Genomic DNA, 20952 nt, shown 5'->3' with positions numbered 1-20952 from the left:
AAATCGGATATATTCTCTTATAAGATGAAATATAAACGATGAAACTACCATAGCGATACCAAAACGGCTTTGACGGCAGGGAAATGCCGCCACTGCTCTCGCCGGTTGTCCGGCAAGCTGATACTGCCGGTTGCAGCAGTGGGTTTCTGTCCCGAGTTTCAAATGATGTTCCGATCCTATCTTCACCCGGCCCTTCTCGAGACGATGCGTCCGTTCCGGCGCTACGTGCCTGCCGTCGTCCTTCTGGGCCTCCTGGCGACCGCCCTCGAGGGGATCGGCATCGGCCTCGTCATTCCGCTTCTGGACGTCGTCATGTCGGGCGATGCCTCGGTCCAGGGATGGATGCCCGGCATCCTGGCCTCGGTCGGGGAACAGGTATCGCCGGCACAGCGCGGAATATTCATCGGAATCGCGATATTCCTGATGATCATCCTGAAAAACGTCGTCGCCTATGGCAACGGCCTCCTCCAAGCGTGGATCTACGGAAAGTCGGGCCACCGCCTGCGCGACCTCCTGTCCCGGCGCATGGTCGAGATGGACGCCTCGCACTGCCTGACCCAGCCCCCGTCGCGGCTGCTCAACATCATCTCGAACGAGAGCTGGCGGGCCTCGGACGCCGTCGGGACGGCGCTGTCGATCCTGGTGGCCGGGGCGGCGAGTTTCATCTTCCTCGTCTTCCTGTTCCTGCTGTCCCCGCAACTGACCATCGTCGTCCTGGTCGGTCTCGGCGTCATCCAGTTCGTGCATGACCGCATGTCGAGCCATTTCTCCCGCCTCGGGCAGGAGATCGCGTCCCAGAACCGCAGCCTGGCCGGGCGGATGCTGCACCATATCGGCGCCTGGCGCCTGATCAGGCTGTTCAACCGCGAGGAATTCGAAATCCGGCGCTTCTCGGACGCATCCGAGAAGGTCCGGCGGGTCGCGCTGAACCTCTTGCGGCGCCAGATCGCCATCGGGCCGCTGACCGAGATCGCGCACACGGCGCTGTTCATGGCCGTCATCTATACCGGGTGGTTGCTGGGGGTCTCGTTCGGGACCATCGCCGCCTTCCTCATCCTGCTCTACCGCCTGCAGCCGCAGGTCCGCCACATCCAGACCGCCCTCGCCTCGCTGAGGGGCTGGACCGGCTCGCTGGACGAGGTGCAGTGGCTGCTTGCGGCGAAACCGGCGCCGGTGCGGCCGGAGGCGACGTTGCCCGCGCCGCAGCTGGACCGCGACATCGTCTTCGACCGGGTCAGCTACAGCTACCAGGCCGAGGGCCGGGACACGGCCGCGCTGGTCGATGCGTCCTTCACCATCCCCGCCGGCACCTCGGTCGCCGTCATCGGCCGGTCCGGATCGGGCAAGTCCACCATCGCCAACCTGATCTGCGGCGTCATCAGCCCGACCGAAGGACGGATCCTGGTGGACGGCCTCGGCCTCGACATGGTCGACCGGCAGTCATGGCTGGCCAAGATCGCCATGGCCAGCCAGGAGTTGGAGCTGTTCGACGGCACGGTGACGGACAACATCCTCTACGGCAAGCCCGATGCCAGCCTCGAGGAGGTCCGCGAGGCCGCCGTCGCGGCGGATGCGGACGGGTTCATCCGGAACCTGCCGGGTGGCTATGACGCTGCTGTCGGGGACCGGGGCCTGAACCTCTCGGCCGGTCAGCGCCAGCGCATCGCCTTGGCCCGCGCGCTTCTGCGCCAGCCCCGGCTGCTGATCCTGGACGAGGCCACGAACGCGATGGACGTTCTTTCCGAGGCCGCCGCGCTGCGCATCCTGAAGAGCCGGAAGGGCAAGGGCACCACGCTGGTGATCAGCCACCACCTGTCCTCGATCCGCCTCTGCGACAGCTACATCCGCATCAACGAGGGCCGAATCGTCGCGGCCGGGTCCACCGGGACCTTCGACGGCACCACGCTGGAGGACGCGCTGCTCAGCCGGCAGGCCGGCTGAGGCGCAAGGGCTGACAGGCAAGAGGTGCGACACCCCGGCAGGGGCGCGGGCTGAAGCTCAGCGCGCGCCGCGGGAGAAGGCGACGGCCGGGATCGTCATGAAGATGATCTTGAGATCCATGCCCGGCGTCCAGTTCGTCACGTAGAAGCGGTCCAGCCGCACCCGCTCGAGATAGGTCGTGTCGCTGCGGCCGCTGATCTGCCAGAGGCCGGAGAGGCCCGGGCGCGCGGCAAGGTAATGCCGGGCCGAGCGGCCGTAGTAATCCAGCTCGGCCCGCACGATCGGACGCGGGCCGACAAGGCTCATCTCGCCCTTGAGCACGTTCAGAAGCTGCGGCAGCTCGTCGAGGCTCAGCTTGCGCAGGATCGCGCCCAGGGGCGTGACGCGCGGATCGTCGTCCAGCTTGCGCTGCGCCTGCCAGACGAGGGCCTGATGCGGGTTCTCGCTCAGATGGCGCTCAAGGACGCGGTCCCCGTCGACGACCATCGTGCGGAACTTCCAGCACCGGAATTCCTGCCCCCTGAAGCCGATCCGGCGGTGGCCGTAAAGCAGCGGGCCGGAATCCGTCAGCTTGAGCAGGATGACCAGCCCCAGGATCAGGGGCGAAAGCAGCAGGATGCCGACCAGCGCCAGGGTGATGTCGAGCACCCGCTTGAACATGCCCCCGACAGGCTGGACCGGCTGCCTGAAGATGCGGGCATCGGACCGAGCGAGGGAAGGATTGGCAAGCCCGGACGGGCGGCAATCGGCAGCGATGTTTTGCTGAACACGAAGCATCTTAATCTAAAGCCCACCTTGTGGAATCACACTACATCTCACCCCTCACGACAGCAGGCGCGGCTGCAAAAATCGTGCACAAATGCTCTACAGCACTTCGATAAGATTTTATCAATCCTCAGGAAGACACTAAGATGCGTGTAAAAAGTAACTGTTACGCAACCTATGATTGCAAAGCCGAGGTAATCGTCGGATTTAGCTCTAATAAAAAAATACCTGTCTTTTTCGTGACCAAGGCCAGATTGCCTTCATTGCAAGCGGACAATACTCGCTTGGACGCCGGCCTGTGCAGGATGAAAACCAGCACAAGTTGTTTCCGATAAACCAAGGCTTCTTGTCACGATTGCGCGCGGGCAATCGCCACTTGGTTTCACTGCCAAATGACAAACTTATATCACAAGCGGATTATCGCCGGAATATGGTTTTGAATGGTGAATTGGCCGGCAAGAATATGCGCGTCGCCATGCACCTGCGACCCGGTGCTGCCAGCTCACTCAGGCAGGACGGACAGCTGCTCGGAGGTCTTCTTCCGCGAGGCCGGCTTCGAGCCAGGCTTCGGCGCCAGGGTCCGCACCCGGCGCAGTCCGGCCTGCAGCACATAGGCCAGAACCAGCATCTGCAGGAAGACGACGGCCAGAACCGCGAAGCCGGCGCTCTGCCACGGCGAGAACCCCATCGCGCCACCTGCGAGCAGGGCGATCAGGATCGTGGCCAGAGCAGCCAGAAGAAGACGGATGACGAACATGCAGCGCCTCGGTGCAGATCAGTCATCTTACACCACTATAGGTTGTGAAATCAACCGGATCAGGCGATCATCCTCGTGCGCTCCGGCGCTTCATCGACAGGTAGGATTTCGCGTCGCTGAGGTAGTTCTCCATCTCGCCGGGCAGCAGGAAGCTCTTGAGCTTGCGCAGGTTGACCCGGTCATAGACGACGCCGAGGCAGCGTGCCTCGAGGCGGGGATCCTCTTCCAAGGCCGTCTCGGCCATGGACCGGGGGGTCCGGCCCCATTCCCCGACGATCAGGAACTGCGGCAGGTCGTGCAGGATCGCCCGGCCCTGGGCCACGGGATAGAGCGGCGGGACATCGACGATGACGCGGCCGAAATCCTCGCAGGCCTCTGCCGCGATCTGCGACAGGACCCGGCCCGTCAGCAGGTCGTCCGACGGGCCGCCCTGCTCCAGCCCGCAGGGCAGGACGACAAGGTTGGTGTCGGCGACGACGAACAGCATCTCGTGCCAGTGGCCGCGCCCGGCGGCCGCATCGGTCAGCCCCGGCTCTCGATCGATGCCCAGCATCCGGCTGAGCGTGCGGGCCCGGCTGTCGGCGTCGATCAGCAGCACCGAATCCAGCCCGATCCCCAGCTGGCCCGCCAGGTTGAAGGCGACCGAGGACCGGCCCTCGAAGGGATGGAACGAGGTGACGCCGGTCACCGGGCGCGCGCGGCCGGTCTCTTCCGCCGCCAGCCGGACATGGCGCAGCGTCTCGGCATAGACCGAGTCCGGGTAGTGCAGGACCGGCACCGGCGCCTGGATCTCGGGCGGCCTCAGCTTCGAGGGCACGGGCAGCGTCTCGCGCGGACCGCCGGGGGACTGGAGCGGGGGCGGGTCGCGCAGCGGCTTGGCGGCCGCGCGGGACTTGCGGACCGGCGGCAGCACCGGCAGGTGCCCGAGAAAGCGCAGGCCCGAGCGTTCGGTCACGTCCGCGGCCGTGCGCAGCGAGCGTTCCCGCCATTCCCGCCAAGCCGCGATGGCCATGCCGAAGAACAGCCCCAAAAGGGTCGCGGCCAGCGCCGTCCGCAGCACGGCCGGCCCCGAGGGCGTGTTCGGCACCGGGGCATAGGACAGGATCCGCACGTTCGCGACCGGGAAGGACTGCTGCTGCTCGATCTCCTGCGAGCGGGCCAGCGTCTGCTGGTAGATCTGCGACAGGGTCGCGGCCTCTTCCTGCAGGGCGCGCAGGCGCACGAAATTCGCGGCCTGGGCGCTGTTCTGCTCGGAGGCCTGCTCGACGCTCTGCTGCAGCGCCTCGACGCGGGCATTGGCGACGTCCAGCGTGCTCTGCGCCTCGGCGCGCCGGGCCTGCAGTTCGACGAAGAGCCGCTCGGCGGTTGTGGCAAGCGTCTGCTGGAGGCCCGCCACCTGCGGATGGTTCGGCCCCGACGAGTTCAGCAGGCGCTGGAGCCGGGTCTGCACGTCGTTGTAGGAATCCAGCCGCGCGCGCAGCTCCTCGGAGACATCGCCCCCGATGGCCAGGGCGCTGTTGCTGTTCGTCAGCCCCTCGAGCCCGCCCGCGACGGCCCGGTCATAGGTGTTCAGGACCGCCTGCGCCCGCGCGGCCTCGGTCAGCACGGTGGTCAGGCTCGAGTTCAGCTCGTTCAAGGCCTGTTCGGTCAAAAGCCCGCCCGAGGAGAACTCCACCAGCCGGTTCTCGGCGGCGAAGCGTTCGGCCGCGTCGGCCGCCTCCTGCGCCTGCATGCGCAGCTCGTCCATCCGCGTCCGCATCCAGGCATTGGTCTGGCCGACGGAATCCGCGTTCGAGGTCAGGATGTCCTCGACATAGGCATCGGCATAGGCATTGGCGACCTGCGCCGCGATGACCGGATCATGCGAAGCGTAGGTGACGGCGACGGACGAGCTCTGCCCCACGCGCGCCACCCTGATCCCGGTCCGCAGCCGCGCCAAGGCCAGCCGGCGCTCCGGATCGACGACGGCGGCCGAAAGATCGCCAGCGAGAGCCGCCTCGGAGGTTCCGGCCGGCAGGCCGACCTCGGCGGGCGTGAGAAGGGCCGTGAGACGCTCGATCGTCCACGAGATCGGCTGCGTCACCGTGGCGATGGTCTGGCCGATCGCGGAGGAGAAGGCCGAGCGCGGCGGGTTCATGAAGGACGGGTTGGCCTGAAGCCCGGTGCGCTCCAGCACGTCATTGGCCAGCTTCTCGGATTCCAGGACCACGCGCGCGTTCTCGATGCGCTCGGACGGCAGGGCGACGGTCGAGATGCCGCCGGCCTGCTGGACCGCCCGGTTGACGTTGCTGTCCAGCAGGAGGCTGGAAGAGGTGCTGAAGGTCTCGGGCTTGGCCGCGGCATAGGCAAGGCCGAGCGCCCCCAGAAGCACGGCCGGCAGAAGCATCGTCCTGCGCTGCCGGCGCATGGCGACGGTCAGCCGGCGCAGGTCGATGGCGGGCGGCGGCGCGGCCGGCGCCTCGGAATAGGTGGTCACCTCTTTGAATGGCTTGAGCTCGCGTCCCATCAACGTTCCTTCGGGTTCTGACGAAGGGCGATAACCGGTCCACCGGGCGCCGTTCCATAGATTTCGATCGTCCGTGCCCCGACGAGATGGGCGATTGCACCGACATGAAGGGCGGCGCGCATGAGCTGGCGGTTGCGCGTCGCCGGGTGCGCGGCCCCGGCAAGGGCCATGCCGCCGCAGGCCAGCGCCTTCGCGGCCGCGATCCCCGCCTCTCGCAGGCGCCGGGCCATCGAGGGGTTCCGTGCGATCAGGCTGGCATGGGTCTGGCCCGACCGGTATCGGCGGCGCATGAGCCAGGAAAGCCGCGCTCGCTCGGCCGGGACCGTCTCGTGCACCACGGCATCGGCGGCGAAGGCGATGCGCCCGCCCGCCGCGAGGTAGTCGGCGAAGAAGGCGCTGTCCTCGCCGCCCGAGCGGCCGCGGGCCGGATCGAAGCGCAGATCGGCCGTCGCGGGGTCGCCCAGATCGATCAGCGTGTTGCAGGTATAGCCGCTGGTGATCGTCGCCCGATCCTGGCCGAGGACCGGCAGCGTGTCATGCGCGCGGGCCGCCTTCATCCAGGCGGGCGCGGCCGCGTCGTAATGGGCGCGCACTGGTCCCAGCACCGCGCCCGCCCCGGAGCGGCGCCAGGTCGCGACGAGCTGCGTGAGCCAGGCAGGCTCGACCGTCTCGTCGTCGTCGAGATAGACGAGCAGCCGCGCCCCGCTTGCGCGCGCATGGTCCAGAAGCGCGTTGCGGGCGACCGAGATATTGGCCTCGGGCGCGTGCAGATAGGCGATCGGCAGGGGGTGCCGGGGGGTGATCTTGTCCACAAGGGCGCGCGCCGAAGGCCGGGCGTCGTTGTCGGCGACGGCGACGGACACCGGCAGGCCACAGGGCTCGAGCGCCTGCAGCGAGGCCAGCGTCGCGGCCAGCTCGGGACGGCGGAAGGTGCAGATGCCGATCAGCACCTCGTCGCGGAGTGCGGGGGCGGGGGCGGGGGCGCTCATGCCGGGCTCCTTTCCGGGGCGCGGCGCCGCGCGGCCAGCCGCTCGCGCCAGAAGCCCGCCGACCAGGCCATGTGCATCAGCCCCGCGATGAGGCCGGCGGCCAATCCGCGGGGCCGCCGCGTCTGCAGCGCGATCATCACCCCGCCGGCCAGGCAGGCCAGGAGCCACAGCGCCAGGGGCAGGGCGAAGACGGCGCTGAAGGGCGCCAGAAGCACCAGGGCGGCCGCCGGCGCCAGCATCGCCACCACGGCCTGCCGGGCCGCCGGGCGGGTGTTGTTCTTGGCGAGGTTGCGGGACCGGCCGCGGCCAAAGTTGAAATACTGTCGGACCAGCGCTGCAATGCGCGCGCGCGGGAAATAGGTCAGCCTAGTCCGGCCGGTCAGCCAGATCCGGCCGCCCGCCGCCCGCAGCCGGTGGTCCAGCTCGGCATCCTCGTTGTGGCTGAAGCTCTCGTCATAGCCGCCGATCTTGCGGAAGACCTCGAGCCGCATCAGCGCGTGATGGCCGTGATCGACCCAGGTTCCCTCTCCGGCCAGCCGGTGGGCCGAGCCGCCATTGCCCAAGCGCGAGTTCTGCGCCTCGGCGATCGCCTGCTGCAGAAAGCCCTGCCCCTCGGCATGCATCGACACGACGACGCTGTCCGCGTCGGTCCGCTGCGCCTCGGCCAAGAGCACGTCGCCGTAATCGGCGGGATAGTCGCTATGGGCGTCGAGCCGCAGCAGCCATTCGGCCCCTGTCCCGAAGCGACGGACGGCCAGGTTCACGCCCGCGGCCTGCAGCCGCGCGGGATTCTCGAGCAGCCGGACCCGCGGGCTTTCGGCCGCGCGGCGGTTGACGATCTCGCGCGTGCCGTCCGCCGAGCCGCCGTCGGCGACCACAACCAGGCCATCGGCGCGCGCCGCGAAGCCTTCGGCGAAGTCCAGCACGGCCTCGATGTGCCGGGCCTCGTTCAGGGCCGGGATGACGATCAGCACTTGAGGCAGGTCGGGGGGCGCGGAAGATGTCTGCATGGCGATCCTCAGCTCTCGGTGACGGGCGCGGGGGCCTCAAAGCCCCTGCCGATGACGGCGGTCAGACGGCGGCACTCGGCCTCGTCCATCTCGAGCGCGGTCGGCGGAAGCGCCGCGACGGCCGCGCGCAGGACGGCCAGCCGGGCGGGGTCCAGCCCCGAAAGGGCCGCCGCCACGGCATCCGGCTCGGGGGCGGCGACGGCGATGCCGCAGCTCCAGGCTGCCACCCGGCGGGCCACCTCGGTTCCCTCCAGCACGACCGGCACGGCGCCGTTCAGGCAGCCCTCGTAGAGCCGGTTGGGCAGCAGCCAGTCCGAGTTCTGCCCCGCCTGGTAGCGGTCGATCAGCCAGGCCACGTCGACCTCGGCATAGATCCCGGGCAGATCGCCCGGCCAGTCATAGGGGCCCAGGAAGGCCAGGCCCGGGTTCGCCTCGACCACCTCGAGGAAGTCGGTCATCACGTCCATGGCGGGGCGCCCGCGCAGGATGACGCGGAACCTTCCCGGCTCTGCGCGGGTCAACTGGTCCAGCACCTCGAGCGACCAGCGGCAGCGCAGCATCCCGAACCAGCCGATGATCAGCGGGCCGCCCTCCTCCAGCCCGCCGGGCGCGGCACCCGCCCGCGGCGCGGCGTTGCCCGGACGGGTGAAGGGCTTGTTCTCGACCAGCAGGGCCGGCAGGTCGGGCCGGCCGTAATGGCGCAGATGCGAGGTCTCGAAGGCGGGCGAGGACAGCACGACCAGGCTCGTGCGGCGCAGCAGCCCGGCCTCGATCCGGCGCAGGGCGCGGGCGACGGTCCCCTGCCCCAGCATCATGCCGTGGATGTCCAGCAGCTCGTAGACCAGCCGCGCCTGCCGCTTGCGGGCGCGCGCCAGCCGGGCACCGAGGGCCAGCATTTCGAGATTGCGCGCCAGGATCACCTCGGGACCGGTTTCGTCCTGCTGCGGGATCCGGCGGGCGATGCGGGGCCAGGCCGCGGCGATGGCCCGCAGCCGCTGGATCATGCGGCCATTGGAGGTCTTGCCCAGCACCACCGCCTCTTCCGGCAGCACCCCCTGCCCCCGGCGGAACCCGGCGACGCGGACCCGCGCCCCACCGCGGCGCAGCATCTCGACCCGCCGCCAGATCGACGGATCATCAAGATCATGGGCAAGATAGGTCACACGCAAATTCGTCTCCGGCAGGACAGCCGTCAGAGGGGCACAAGTTACAGGGCCGCGAGGATGCACGATATTTCGGCGGCGGCTTGGTGATCACGTAGACAATTATCTGCGGCAGGAAAACTGTTCAGTGAGGCAAGTCGGGCCAAGGCGCAACAACGTCGCGTGAGGCGCCGCATCGGCAGGCAGCGGAAAATTCCCTTTCAAGATGTGCCACTTGATGAAGATGCAACCGTAAACTTGCACCATTTCCGCCTGTTGCCCCTGCCTCCGGCCTGCACGCTTGCGCCGGCGCAGGCTCATGTGACAGTTGGGTGACAAAAGGAAGACAAATCCGGAGAGAGCCATGTTCATCGAAGCCGGCCCGCCGCCCTCCCGCAGCGGCGATGCCCACAGACAGCTCCTCATCTGCCTCGTCTGCACGCTGCTGCTCGCCTATCTCTTCGCGGGGTGGGAAAGCACGTCCTGGATCGTCGCCATGGACCAGGCCTTCTTCAGCACCTTCAGCCTGATCACCCAGAAATCCTGGGCGATGGACACGCTGATCGTGCAGATGTTCAGGACCAACACCGCCAAGATCGTGCCGCTGCTGGGCTGCATCGTCTGGCTGCTGTTCGAGTGGAGGCGGCAGGGCCGGAGCCTCGCCTTCTTCGGCCAGCTGCTTGTGGGCTCGTTCCTGGCGATGAGCCTGTCGCGGGTGATGCAGAACTTCTCGTCCTACCGGCCGCGGCCGCTTCACAACGAGAGCGTCGAGTACCAGCTGCCCTTCGGCATCCACAACGGGGCGCTGGAGGGCTGGAGCTCTTTCCCGAGCGACACCAGCGCGCTCGCCTTCGCCATCGCCACGGGCATCTTCCTGGCCTCGCGGCGGCTCGGCATCGCCGCCTTCCTGTGGGTGGCGGTCGTGGTTGCCTTTCCGCGGGCCTATGCCGGGCTGCACTACCCGAGCGACCTGATCGCCGGCGCCCTGATCGGCCTGCTCTGCACCGCCGGGGCGGCCCCGCTGATCCTCAGTGCCGCGGCGTCCCGCGTCCGGCTGACGGTCGACGAGAAGTGGATGCCCCTGCTCTGGACCCTGGGCTTTCTCTACATGTTCCAGTTGGGGGCGATGTTCGACGACGTCCGGGCCTACGGGTCGTTCCTGAAGGAGGTCCTCCGCTTCTAGAAGGACCGCGCCGCCTCTCGGCGCGCGCCCTGCCTGCGCCCGGTCCTCAGACCTCCTCCAGCACCCGCAGCAGCTGGGCGGCCTGGTGATCGGGCTGCATGTCGGGCCGGCGCGAGAAGTCCAGCGCCAGCGCCGAGAGGCGGGCATGTTCGACCGGATCGTCCCACAGGCGCCGCACGGCCTGGACCCAGGCCTCGGCGGGGGCGTCGACATCCAGAGTCACCCCGCCGGGGCCGATGGCCTCGGGCAGGCCGCCCTGGCGCGAGCCGATGACGGGAATGCCGCTGTAATGGGCCTCGGTGGCGACTCGGCCCCAGGCCTCCTCCCACAGGCTCGGCGCCAGCAGGATGCGGGCCTCGCCATAGACGGTCTTCATGTCCGAGGTCCGGGGCCGCAGGGTCACGTTGGGCAGGTCGGCCAGGCGCCGGTCGAGCGTAGCGCGAAGCTCGTCATCGATCCCCCAGCTTTCCACGAAGACGAAGGGAATGTCCGGGCAGCGCTCGGCGATGGCGAGGGCGATCTCCAGCCCCTTGATCGGATAGGGGTTGATGAAGGTGACGTTGGTCCCGGTGGTCTCGGTCCGGTAGAGGTCCGGGCTGACCAGCGGCGGAATGACCGTGCAGTCGATGCCGAAGGCCTCCTGGTGGCGGTCGGCCGTGAACTGGGAATTCGCCACGAAGCGCGCGCGGGACAGCTCGGCCGGAGAGCCTTCCAGCTCCTCAAACTCGACATTGCGGAAATAGAGCACGACCGGAACGCCGTGGTCCTCAAGGCTTTTCGCGATGGGGATGGTGCTGCCGTTCTGGACCACCGCCACGTCGGGGCGGAACTTTCGGACGACCTCGGTCGTGTCGCTCAAGTCCCAGGCCCGATAGACGGTGTGGCCGGGATGGCTGTCGCGGGAAAAGCGCGTGCGGCCGATGCGGCGCTTGATGCGCGAGGAGAGGGCCGTCCAGCCATTGCCGTTCAGCCGGCTCATGACGGCCACCTCATGGCCCTGCGCGCCGAGCTTTTCCACGAGCTGCTTGGTGCTGGACTGCGCCCCGCCCGAGCGTTGGGGCAGATAGCCGCTGCCGATCGTAAACAGGATGCGCATGTCAGTTCCGGCCCCTTTCGCATGCGGTGGCGAGGATCTTCTCGATCTGGTCGACCTGCCGTTCCGCGTTCATCTCGTCGCGCGCCGCGTAGCGGAGGGCGGCGGCGGACACTTTTTGATAATGGGCCTCGTCCGACCAAAGCGCGCGCACGGCCTTGGCCCAGTCTTCGATGGGGGCGTCCAGCGGCAGGATCGTCCCGCCCGGCCCGATCGCCTCGGGCAGCCCGCCGCGGTCGCTTCCCACGACCGGGATGCCGCTCACATGGGCCTCGGCCGCGACGCGCCCGAAGGCCTCCTCCCACCGGCTCGGGGCAAGGAGGATCCGTGCCTCGCCATAAACCGACTTCATGTTCTGGGTGGGCGGGCGGATGGTGATGTTACCGAGGCGCGCGGCATGGGCCTGCAGGTTTTCCTCGTTTTCCGCTTCCAGACCCCAGGACTTGACGAAGACAAAGGGGATCTCAGGACAGGCTTCGGCCACCTTCAGGGCAATGTCGACGCCCTTGTGGGGGTGCGGATTTATGAATGTGACATTCTGACGGGATGAACGTGTCCGGTAACGTTCGGCGTCTATCATCGGATAGATGACATGCGCTGAAATCCCGTCGGATTGGGCGAACCTCGCGGCCGTGAAATGAGAGTTGGCGATATAGGAGGTGTCCCGCAGCTCCCTCAGACTGCCGCCGAGGTCAGAGTCTTCCACATTGCGCAGGTAGATGATGGTGGGAACATCCGCTTCCGTTTCCTTTGCCAATTCGACAGGCAAGCGAGATTGGAACATCGCCACGTCGGGCCGGAAGGTTCTGGTTATGTCGGCCACGACCTTCGACGGGAACCAGGCTCTGAGCACCGGATAGCCCAGATGATCATCGCGGACCCAAGACCTGCGACGCAGCTTGAGCTCGATGCGACGTCGCAAGCCAAACAGACCTTTCCCCTGCAGACCGCCGACGACACAGACCTCATGGCCCCGCTGTTGCAATGCCAAGGCCATCTCGTGCGTGCTGGACTGCGCGCCTCCTCGCATTTGAGGCAGATAGGGATGGGCGCTCCCGATGAGGATTCTCATAAACACTCCATGCCGATCGTCCCGCAGGCACGGGACCGGATCGAAAAGGCTTCACTGCAGGACGGCCGCACCCTTCGAGGCAGGCGGCTTGCCCCGGTGCCGAACTTTCGGCGCTTTTGTCGCGCATTTGTCTGAGGCGCGCATCTCCGCCCCTTCGGCGCCGGCATGATCATGCCGATCCGGCGCCGTCAGTGGTCAGGACTTGGGCTGCGGGCTATTGTCTTCTGCTGCATGCTCAAGGAATGGGACCAAACTCTTGTTCCATGCTACTGATCTGAAAGTCGTTGCGGCTGTTGAACTGGTTTTCGCGGAAAAGCCCCACGTCCTGGGAATGGGGCCATGCCAGGATCTCGAAGCCGGATGGGGTGCGGGCATGCCCGGTTCCCGCTAGCCGAGCCATCCAGAAGAACCAGATGTCATCGCCATGCGGACAGAGCCGCATGAACGCCTCTTCGTCCAGAACCTTCTTGGCGAAGGCATTCGGCGGATAAAGCACGCCGCCCACACCCGTTGGAAACAGACGCGTTTCCGATGAGGCCGCCCGCAGGTGGCCTGTGTTCATGATCCAGCTTGAATAAGGGAGGAGCCGTCCTGAAGCGTCCAGCTGAGCCAGATGAGCGCGGGCGGCGACCACGGTGCGGCGCTCGGCCTCGCCGACAAGCCCCTCGAGCCAATCGGGTGGATAGTAGACGTCGTCATCTGCCGTCACGAACCATGCATCCGGGAACGCGTTGAGGGCTGGGATCAGCTTCTTGTACGAGCGCAAGTCGGAACAGGTCCGGATTTCCAGGCCATGTGTCTGAAGCGCGTGAACCTCCCTTGGCAAACAAGCCAGATCCTTCTCTGTCAGCCAGAGGATCGTTCGATCGGGTCGCACCGTCTGGTCCAGAACGCTTCGAAGCGTCTTTCCCAAGGTCGGAAAGCGCGGCGGATAGGATGTCAGCGTAACGACCAGCGGCGCATCTAGCTCGTGTGCTCTCCTGTTTCCGACGTTTGGGAAACGAGCGACAGCCTTGCCTGCCTGGCGCAAGCGACGCTTTTGCCGCTGCTCCTCGAGAAACTGCCTTATTCTCCAGACGCCGCGCATCGGGAACTCCTAAGATGTACCAACTGATGCATGCCCGCCTGACATGCACCGGCCCAATTGCCCGCCCTTCAGCTCTACATGCAGCGCTTCTGCAGATCCGAGCCGGTGACGTTGTTCATGTTTACCAAACCGAGGGTCAAGGCTTTCACCTTGGTGAGTTGCTGCGCTTCATCATCTTTCCGAGCAGCGTCGATGCCAAGTTCCGGACCTCTGCCAAGGTCTCACGCCCCACTGGAAAGGCTGCGGCGACAAGCGTCACGATCAGATAGCTCAGGGCGGCGCCGGCCAGCAGGCCGGCGGCCGGTCCGCCCGGCATGTGCCCGCGCAGCAGCCAGACGGCCGCAACAGCGACATGGGCCCCTAGGACGAAGGGCGCGGCCATGCGCAGGATGTGGCGGGCGTGGACAGGACCTCGTCGGCCGACGTAAAGCCCCAGCAGGGGCGTGCGCAGGTACTCGGTCGCTGCATAAGCTAAAGCGACGCCGAAGGCGCCATGGGGAAGGCCGATGACCACTGCCAGCGTCGTGGTCACTGCCCCGAAAATGCCCCACCGCATGAAGTCCATCGACCGCCCTTGGCTGATGAACAGCCAGCCTGTCGGGCTGTTGAGCGGTTGCATCAGCCCTGCAAAGCCGAGGGCCTGGAAGATCGGGATGGTCCCGTCCCATTGATGCCCCAGGGCCAGCGGGATCAGCAGGTCGGCCATGGCGATCGAGACCGCCACGCCCGGCAGCGCCACGAAAAGCAGCAGCGCCGCGACGCGCAGATAGGCATGCCTGTAGCGATCGGCTTCATCGGTCATGCGCGAGAGGGCCGGCACCATGACCCGCCCGAGCGGGTAGATGAGCTGCTGGAGCGGGAACAGCAGCAGCCGGTTGCCCCGGTCGTAGAACCCGAGCTGCTGGTTGCCCCATTGCCGCCCGATCAGGATCTGGTCGATGTTGCGCGCGAAGTAGTTGGCGAAGTTGAAGCCGGTGATGCCGGCGCCGAAGCTGACCATCCCCCCTGCCCCGCTGACCCATCGCGGCAGGCCGGGCCGCCAGCGCGAGCTCATCCAGCAGCCCAGGGTCGAGCACAGCATCGCCACGATCCCGCCGAAGAACAGTGCCCAGTAGGTCTGCATGACATAGGCCCAGGCAATGGCGGCCGCGAGGCCCAGCACCGCCCCCACGCTTTCCAGAACGGCCAGCCGGCCGAAGGCCATCCGGCGAGTGGCGAGGGCGTAGTGCTGCGCGCCCGCCGCCCCGACCACCAGCTGCAGGCTCATGGCGGCGACCAGTGGGCCGACCTGCGGCTCTGCGTAGAAGCGGGCGGCGAGGGGCGCGATCAGGACCATGAGCCCGCTCAGCAGCACGGCAACCGCCATGTTGATCCAGAAGAGACTGTTCACCTCCTCCGAGGTGAGGCCCTTCTTCTGCACCGTGGCCTGCGTCAGGCCCATGTCGAGGAAGAGGCCCACGAAGGCCGCGACCGGCGCGGCCATGGCGACGATTCCGAAATCCTCGGGCTGCAGCAGCCGCGACAGGACGATGACCGAGACGATCTGGCAGGCCAGCTTGACGATCTGCGCCCCGCCCGTGGCGACCGCACCGCGCTTCACTGATCGACCCATCGCCTGGTCGGGCGGATCGAACCGGTTGCTATCCTGGTCTATGGCCGTCATCCCGTCTTGTCGCCGCGAGCTTGCTCATTCTTCACATCAACCGAAGGCGGCAACGCGTTGCAGGCGGTCCTGCCCGTCCTGCATGTCCGCCGCGGAGGTACTGGCCCGCGCCGGGAAACACAAGCCGGCGCCCGCCGCGCGGGGTGCCCGGGTGCCTCGGGCAGGTCAGGTCCTGAAGCGGCGGCCATAGCAGATCGCGACGGTGATGATCAGGGTCGCGAGGGCGAACTGGTAGAAATACACGACCTCGATCCACATGAGCAGGAACAGCCGCACCATGAAGAGGGCGAAGAAGACCGAGGCGGCCGAGGGGCGGCGGATCGACCAGCCGAGGCAGGACCACAAGGCGCCGATGAAGACGAACATCTGAAGCGCCGTCGCCAAGACGCCGATCTCGACCGCGTTCGAGATGAGGGTGTTGTGGAAATGGAAGCCCTGGCGGCTCTCGATGTAGAACTCGGCCCAGAGCTGCTCGGCCAGCGGCTGGCCATGCACCCAGAAGGCCTGAAAGCCCGTGCCCAGAAGCGGCCGCTCGGCGATCTCGCCCAGGGCCACCGCCCAGAGCGCGGTGCGGCCGGTCAGCGTGATGTCCTTGCCCGTGAGGTCCAGGAAGATCTGCGCCAGCTCGTCGGCAAAGGACGACAGCGCCACCGCGATCGCCGCCGACAGCACCAGCACCAGGGCCACCGCGACCAGGCGCATCACGGGCGTCAGGCGCTGCAGCAGGACGAGGCTGCCGAAGACCAGGATGACGGCGAGGGTGCTGACCAGCGCCCCGCTCGACTGTCCCATGACCAGAAGCAGCGCGCCCAGGGCCAGCGAAACGAGCGCGGGCAGGCGCCAGCGCCAGGAGAGGCGGCGGTCGAGCAGCACCGCCATCGCCGCGAGGATGAGCACCGAGCTGGCATCCGCCAAGGCGTTCTTGCTGGAATAGATGCCCAGATAGCCCTCGCCATCGGCGCGGGCGCGCCGCACCAGAAGGCTTGCGAGGGCCGTGAGCGAGCTGGTCAGGAAGACGACCTTCAGGAAGGTCATCGGCGCCACCCGGTAGCCGATGACCACCCCGATCATCACCGTCAGCAGAAGCTGGATGCCGTGCCGCAGGCTGAGCGCGGGATAGTCCGACCAGCCGAAGGACATCACGCACCACAGCGTCAGCAGGACGATCAGCCATTCGCGGCGGAGCGCGCCGAGGCTCTCGCCGAAGCGGCCGACGACCAGGAACATCCCCGCCATCAGGAACAGCAGCACCCCCTTCGAGCCGAGGGCCGGGACGAAGGCGAGGCCGAAGACGGCGATGAAGGCCGCGATCGCGGTCGGGGAATAGCTCAGGGTCCGGCGGCGCGGACGCCGCGCCGCCCTGTAGGGTCCGGCCCGCGGGCCTATGGCGGCAAGCTCGCCCATCACGGCTCCTGGCAGGTGACAGATCCCTCGAAGAGGCAGGAGGCCTCGAGCGGGGTATAGGCCAGCCAGTCGATCTCGTAGCCCAGGGGCGCGTCGCGCGGGGTCTGCTGGCCCATCCAGTCGGTCAGGGTCGTCGTGCTCCAGAACGACATGTAGAGTTTCTGCGGATGGTCGGGCAGGACGGTGCCGGGGGCCGTGCGGTGGACCTCGCGGCCCTCGAGATACCAGGTGATGCCGTCCGGCGCCCACCGGAAGCCGACGGTGCGGAACTCGTCCTCGAAGGAGGGGCTCGAGGGCACGGTGGCGCCGTTATGGGGCTTGCCGTCGACATAGGTGTTCATCGTCATCTCGCCCGGCTCGCGGGTGAGGATCTCGATGTCGATCTCGTCATGGGGCGAGTTGTGGGTCGGCCCGGCATAGGTGAAGACCGAGGCGTTCAACCCCGATTGCCGCGGCGTGCGGATCCGGGCCTCGAAGGTGCCGTAGTGGAAGAAGGCGTTCGTCTGGACCTCGCCGCAGAGCGGGGGGCCGTCCGCGCCTTCGGGCGCCGGGATGTGCAGCAGCGTCAGGATGCCGTCCTTCACCTGGACCGCCCGGCGCGACCAGTGGCAGTCCTGCCAGTCGCCGTTGGTCCAGCCGTCCGAGATGTACCAGCGGTCCTTCCTCAGCAGGGTCGAGAAGTCCTCGAAGAAGCCTGCCGTGTCGGGATGGGGGGGCCGCGTCTCTGCCAGAAGCGGCTGGCCCATGAGGGCGAGGGCGGGCAGGACGGCAAGCAGATGGCGCATGAGAGGGCCCCTTTGTCGCAGGAACGCCGCAGGGTTGCCGCGTTGTCCCGCCCGGCTTATGGAAGCACCCGGTCCATGGTCAAGATAAAGGCGTTCAAATGTCGTTCACTCCGTCAGGTGCTGACCACGTGAGCGCAGGCGCCGCGATCCCGCCGCTGGTTTCGGTCGTCATGGCCAATTTCCGCGGCGCCCCGCACCTGGCCGCGGCCATGGCCTCGGTGCTGGGCCAGACCGAGACGCGGCTCGAGCTGATCCTGGCCGACGATGCCTCGGATGACGACAGCGTGGCCATCGCGCGCGGCATCGCCCAGGGCGACGACCGGGTGCGGGTCATCGCCTCGCCCCGCAATAGCGGACCCGCCGCCACGCGCAACCTGGCGCTGGACGCCGCCCAAGGCACCTGGATCGCGGTCGTGGACAGCGACGATCTGATCCATCCCGCGCGCCTCGCGCGCCTGATCGCGGCCGCCGAGGCCGCGGATGCGGACATCGTCGCGGACGACCTGGTCTATTTCGGCGCGGTCGCCGAGCCGAACGGGCGGAGCCTGCTGCAGTCCCTGGCGCTGAGCGCGCCGATGACCCTGACGCCCGCGCTCTATCTGCGCAGCAACGATGCCGCCGCCGCCCTGCCCCATTTCGGCTATCTGAAGCCGCTGATCCGGCGCGAGGTGCTGGCCGCGCGGCGCTACGATCCGACGCTGAGGATCGGCGAGGATTTCGACCTGGTGATGCGCCTGCTGCTGGAGGGGGCGCGCTTCCTGCTGCTGCCCGATCCCCTCTACGCCTATCGGCGGCACGCAGGCTCGATCTCGCACCGGCTGTCGGTGGACACGGTCGCGGCCATGCTGGCCGCCCATCGCGCCCTGCCCCCGATGCCGGACCCCGAGACCCGGGCGGCCGCGGCGGCCGTGGACCGGCAGCTGCGCCTGTCCCTGCGCTACGAGACGCTGGTCGCCGACATCAAGGCCCGGCACTGGCGCGGCGCCCTGCCCCGCCTGGCCGACCCGGCCATGATCCTTCGGCTGGTGGAGAGCCTGCGCGACCGGCGCCGGCACAGGGCGGCGCAGGCGGGCGCCCTGCCCGATGCCGCCTTGCCGAGCCCGATCCCCGACATGCCTGCCTCCGGGAGCCCCTGGTCCCTGCCTCCTGCCCCGGTCGCCGCCGCCGTGGCGGCCAGGGCGGCACGGGACGAGGGTCCGCCGCCGCAGGCGCCCGCCTGGACCCATTGGCTTGCCGCGGCCACGACCGCGGGCCAGAAGCGCGCGGGCTGAGGCCGCGCTCAGCCCTCGATCAGAAGGCGGCCGATGCGGGAGGGGGGCTTTGGCGCGCGGGCCGCGAGCTTGTCGCTGAGAACCCCCCGCACGATCGGCGCCAGCGTCAGGGGCCGGCGCAAGGCCGACAGCAGGGCCCCTGCCCGTCCGGCCTGCCTGCGGCGGTCGAGGAAGTCGCGCAGCAGGAAGCGGTGGCGCAGGTCCCGCGCATAGGTGCCAAGCGCCGCCCGTTCGACCCCATCGAGGCCCGGCAGCGACAGATGGGCCTCCGCGGCCGCATGGAGGGCCTCGAGATCGGCCGTGCAGTGGCGCGAGCTGAGCGAATCCGGCCGCCAACGGGCGGCATAGCCCGCCTCGGTCGAGACGCGGAACCGCGCGCCCTTCTGCAGCATCCGCACATAGAGATCGTAATCCTCGCCCAAGCGCAGGGCACCGTCGTAGCGCAGCCCGTTGCCGGTCAGGAAATCCCGCCGCATGAGGGGCTTCAGGAAGCCCCATTCATGCCGAACGCCGCCCCGCACGGCATGATTGGCCTCAACGAACCTCGTCAGGTCGATGTCGATCAGCGACGGCGTGACCCTTGGGATCGGCGGCAGGTTGCCGCGCGAGGCGTTGTTCTCCACGAAGAGGATGTTGTCGGCCACCATGTCCCAGTCCGGCACCGCCAGAAGCCGCGAGAAACGGCCGGGCAGGACGAAGTCGTCGGCATCGAGCACCGCCACGACTGCGCATCCCGCGGCGTCCAGCGCCAGGTTGCGCGCGGCGGCGGGGCCGACATTCGCCTTGCACCGGATCAGCCGCAGCCGCCCGTCCCCCCTGCCCGCCGCCTCGGCCGTGGCGGCGGTCGCATCGCGCGAGGCGTCGTCGACCACGATCACCTCGCCCGTCTCGGGCTCGTCCAAGGCGGTGCGGACGGCATCCGCAATCGTGGCTGCCGCGTCATGGGCCGTGATGATCACGGAAACGGAGAGCGCATTCACGGGTCGTTCCTTCCTGGTTTCCTTTGAAACGAGGGACTGCCTGTTTGTTTCCCGGGCTAATCACTGCCTTTTGCCGCGGAAGGCAAGGCCGGAAGCCGAAAAGGACGCCATGCGACCCGGACATCTGCCGCCCGGCGCATGTTCCATGAGCGACTGCATGCCCCGATGCCCGCTCAGGAGGACTCGAAAAGGTCCAGCTCGGCGAGGCCGGGGTCGAAGAGGTCGCGCTGCTTTTCCTGCTGGGCTTGCCATTGGGCCTTGCGCTCCTCGACGGTCTTCATCCACCAGTTCAGCCGCAGCTTGGTGACCTTGCGGCCCTTGTTCTCGATCACGACGACGCTGCAGGAAAAGGGCGCGAGGGCGTTGACCTCGGCCACGGCCGGCTCGATCGCCTTGCGTCTCAGCGCTGCGAAGGGGCCGAGCTTGCCGTCCGGGACCCCGAGATAATCCCGCAGCTCCTCGGTCTCGAAGTCGTTGTAGAAGACGTGCTTCAGGCTGATGCGCTTGGCGATCATCTCGTAGAGCGCCATGCCGTATTTCGTGCCGAAGCCGTGGAGGATCTGCATCTCGAGGCGGGCGAAGATCTGGCTGTCGCGCAGGATCGGCAGCAGCTTGGGGTGAAGCTCGTAGGTCAGCATCGTCGCGATGCCAGGGCCGAACTTCTCGACATCGGTCGGCCCGAGAAGATGCACGTTGCGCGTCGAGCCGTCCGACATGCGCACGCGCACCACCGTCTGCATCAGGCTGAGGATCGCCTCGGTGACGCGGTCATTCGAGGTGTGGTTGCCGCGCAGCTCGGCGAAGGGGATGCGGTACTCCTGCCCTTCCGCCGCCATCTCGGGCCCGAAGGCGTTCGACAGAAGCTGGTTGTAGATCCGGCGCGCCGCCAGGGTGATCTTCTCGCCGCCGCGCACCTCGATCAGCTCGGCCGGCTTGATCACCTCTCCGCGGCGCTGGAACGCCTTCAGGGTGGCGCCCGGGCTATCGTGACTTTTTGGGCGAGGTTCGTCCGACATCCAAGGTGACCCATCTGCTTGCCAAGGTCACAATAGGCCGAAATCCTGTCCTTCTGGAAGCGATTTGATGGGGCATCGGCGGCTAACCCTCAGACCTCGCCCGAAAAGTCACCTTACTTCAGGCATGGGACGATATTGCCAGACCCGCCACCTCGCCCGAAAAGTCACGATACCTCGCCCAAAAAGTCACGGTACCTCGCCCGAAAAGTCACGATACCTCGCCCAGAAAGTCACTTTCAGACGGATTCATCGTTTTGGTTCAGAAGCTTGCGGTTCCTGAAATGGAAG

The 20952-nt window shown here is 67.5% G+C and carries 17 protein-coding genes; 3 read left to right on the top strand and 14 right to left on the bottom strand.

The features are described 5' to 3' along the window. Positions 1-165 precede the first annotated feature (165 nt). Positions 166-1941 carry an ABC transporter ATP-binding protein gene (locus BLP73_RS18100; protein WP_175453431.1) on the top strand — a complete coding sequence of 592 codons (1776 nt, stop codon included), beginning with the start codon at positions 166-168 and terminating at the stop codon, positions 1939-1941. A gap of 57 nt (positions 1942-1998) precedes the next feature. Here BLP73_RS18100 and BLP73_RS18095 read toward each other — a convergent pair whose 3' ends face one another. From BLP73_RS18095 to BLP73_RS18070, 6 genes are all read right to left on the bottom strand, one after another. Continuing rightward, positions 1999-2601: a sugar transferase gene (locus tag BLP73_RS18095; protein ID WP_245686750.1), complete on the bottom strand. Its 603-nt coding sequence runs from the start codon at positions 2599-2601 to the stop codon at positions 1999-2001. A 607-nt stretch (positions 2602-3208) separates the two neighbouring features. Then, complete coding sequence (locus tag BLP73_RS18090) at positions 3209-3463, bottom strand: hypothetical protein (protein ID WP_090748193.1); 255 nt, start codon at positions 3461-3463, stop codon at positions 3209-3211. Between the two features lie 67 nt (positions 3464-3530). Then, positions 3531-5969: a GNVR domain-containing protein gene (locus BLP73_RS18085; protein WP_090748190.1), complete on the bottom strand. Its 2439-nt coding sequence runs from the start codon at positions 5967-5969 to the stop codon at positions 3531-3533. Beyond that, positions 5969-6958 carry a glycosyltransferase family 2 protein gene (locus BLP73_RS18080; protein WP_090748186.1) on the bottom strand — a complete coding sequence of 330 codons (990 nt, stop codon included), beginning with the start codon at positions 6956-6958 and terminating at the stop codon, positions 5969-5971. Before BLP73_RS18080 ends, BLP73_RS18085 begins: the two co-directional genes overlap by 1 nt. After that, positions 6955-7968, bottom strand: a complete 1014-nt coding sequence (locus BLP73_RS18075) for a glycosyltransferase family 2 protein (protein ID WP_090748184.1) — start codon at positions 7966-7968, stop codon at positions 6955-6957. The genes BLP73_RS18080 and BLP73_RS18075 overlap by 4 nt, the downstream gene beginning before the upstream one ends. 8 nt (positions 7969-7976) lie before the next feature. Next, entirely contained in the window at positions 7977-9131 is a 1155-nt protein-coding gene (locus tag BLP73_RS18070) for a glycosyltransferase family protein (protein WP_090748182.1), read from the bottom strand. Between the two features lie 343 nt (positions 9132-9474). Between BLP73_RS18070 and BLP73_RS18065 the strand changes: the two genes are divergently transcribed. Next, positions 9475-10293: a phosphatase PAP2 family protein gene (locus tag BLP73_RS18065; protein ID WP_090748179.1), complete on the top strand. Its 819-nt coding sequence runs from the start codon at positions 9475-9477 to the stop codon at positions 10291-10293. A gap of 46 nt (positions 10294-10339) precedes the next feature. Here BLP73_RS18065 and BLP73_RS18060 read toward each other — a convergent pair whose 3' ends face one another. The 6 genes from BLP73_RS18060 to BLP73_RS18035 all read right to left on the bottom strand — a co-directional run bounded on the left by BLP73_RS18060 (position 10340) and on the right by BLP73_RS18035 (position 17397). Next, a complete protein-coding gene (locus tag BLP73_RS18060) occupies positions 10340-11389 on the bottom strand; it encodes a glycosyltransferase family 4 protein (protein ID WP_090748176.1) in 1050 nt (349 codons plus the stop codon). Position 11390: 1 nt separating this feature from the next. Continuing rightward, complete coding sequence (locus BLP73_RS18055) at positions 11391-12458, bottom strand: glycosyltransferase (RefSeq protein WP_090748173.1); 1068 nt, start codon at positions 12456-12458, stop codon at positions 11391-11393. Between the two features lie 235 nt (positions 12459-12693). Further along, a complete protein-coding gene (locus tag BLP73_RS18050; RefSeq protein ID WP_139166030.1) occupies positions 12694-13545 on the bottom strand; it encodes a glycosyltransferase family A protein in 852 nt (283 codons plus the stop codon). A 145-nt stretch (positions 13546-13690) separates the two neighbouring features. Beyond that, positions 13691-15208, bottom strand: coding sequence for a lipopolysaccharide biosynthesis protein (locus tag BLP73_RS18045; RefSeq protein WP_090748167.1), 1518 nt, complete (start codon positions 15206-15208; stop codon positions 13691-13693). A 165-nt stretch (positions 15209-15373) separates the two neighbouring features. Then, the gene (locus BLP73_RS18040) at positions 15374-16612 is read right to left on the bottom strand and encodes an O-antigen ligase family protein (protein ID WP_090748165.1); all 1239 of its coding nucleotides are present in this window, start codon (positions 16610-16612) and stop codon (positions 15374-15376) included. Beyond that, a complete protein-coding gene (locus tag BLP73_RS18035; protein WP_090748162.1) occupies positions 16612-17397 on the bottom strand; it encodes a family 16 glycosylhydrolase in 786 nt (261 codons plus the stop codon). The genes BLP73_RS18040 and BLP73_RS18035 overlap by 1 nt, the downstream gene beginning before the upstream one ends. Before the next feature lie 128 nt (positions 17398-17525). On the opposite strand from BLP73_RS18035, the gene BLP73_RS18030 reads away from it, so the two are divergent. Continuing rightward, positions 17526-18668 carry a glycosyltransferase family 2 protein gene (locus BLP73_RS18030; protein ID WP_175453430.1) on the top strand — a complete coding sequence of 381 codons (1143 nt, stop codon included), beginning with the start codon at positions 17526-17528 and terminating at the stop codon, positions 18666-18668. 8 nt (positions 18669-18676) lie between these two features. Here the strand turns inward: BLP73_RS18030 and BLP73_RS18025 are convergent, their stop codons facing one another. Both BLP73_RS18025 and BLP73_RS18020 read right to left on the bottom strand, forming a co-directional pair. Continuing rightward, positions 18677-19648 carry a glycosyltransferase family 2 protein gene (locus BLP73_RS18025; RefSeq protein ID WP_090748156.1) on the bottom strand — a complete coding sequence of 324 codons (972 nt, stop codon included), beginning with the start codon at positions 19646-19648 and terminating at the stop codon, positions 18677-18679. A 173-nt stretch (positions 19649-19821) separates the two neighbouring features. Next, positions 19822-20589 (bottom strand): replication initiation protein, encoded by a 768-nt coding sequence (locus BLP73_RS18020; RefSeq protein WP_175453429.1) that lies wholly within the window; start codon positions 20587-20589, stop codon positions 19822-19824. Positions 20590-20952 lie beyond the last annotated feature (363 nt).

The organism is Paracoccus tibetensis (genome assembly GCF_900102505.1).
In the GTDB taxonomy this organism is placed as follows: Bacteria; Pseudomonadota; Alphaproteobacteria; order Rhodobacterales; family Rhodobacteraceae; genus Paracoccus; species Paracoccus tibetensis.
The sequence above is the reverse complement of the archived record's forward strand: the minus strand, read 5'-3'. Positions and strand labels throughout refer to the sequence as shown.